Source organism: Streptomyces humidus (assembly GCF_014649655.1).
Taxonomy (GTDB): Bacteria; Actinomycetota; Actinomycetes; order Streptomycetales; family Streptomycetaceae; genus Streptomyces; species Streptomyces humidus.
This window is the reverse complement of the sequence record NZ_BMTL01000181.1, coordinates 1-513: the sequence shown is the minus strand read 5'-3', so window position 1 is coordinate 513 and position 513 is coordinate 1. Positions and strand designations below refer to the sequence as shown.

At 69.4% G+C, this 513-nt stretch carries 1 protein-coding gene; it reads right to left on the bottom strand.

Annotated features, from left to right (window positions below; all coding sequences use genetic code 11):
* Positions 1-513 (bottom strand): ketoacyl-synthetase C-terminal extension domain-containing protein (locus tag IE239_RS41645; protein ID WP_308435474.1); only part of this gene is annotated, 513 nt, incomplete at both ends.

Sequence of the window (513 nt, the reverse complement as noted above, 5' to 3'; positions counted from 1 at the left end):
CACGCCGCCCCCCGGCCACCTCCCCCAACCCCGCCAGCAACTCCCCACGATCCCGACCCACCACCACCGCCCGGCAGTCAAACACCGACCGCGAAGTGACGAGCCCACGCGCCACCGCCACCACGGAGCCCTCGGAGCCCTCGATGCTCTCGCCGAGCCGCACCGCCGACTCCTCCAGCGCCACCCGGGTACGGGCCGACAGCACCCACGGCACCACCGCAGGAACCACGACTGAATCGGGAGACGAGGCAGAGTCGGCCTGCTCGATGACCACGTGCGCGTTCGTACCGCTCATGCCGAATGAGGACACACCCGCCCGGCGGGAATGCTCCGCCTGGGGCCATTCTTGGTGATCCGTCAGCAGCCGTACCGAGCCCGCCGCCCAGTCGACATGCGGGGTCGGCTCGTCGACGTGGAGGGTCTTCGGCAGGATGCCGTGGCGCATCGCCATCACCATCTTGATGACACCACCCACACCGGCCGCCGCCTGCGTATGACCGATGTTCGACTTCA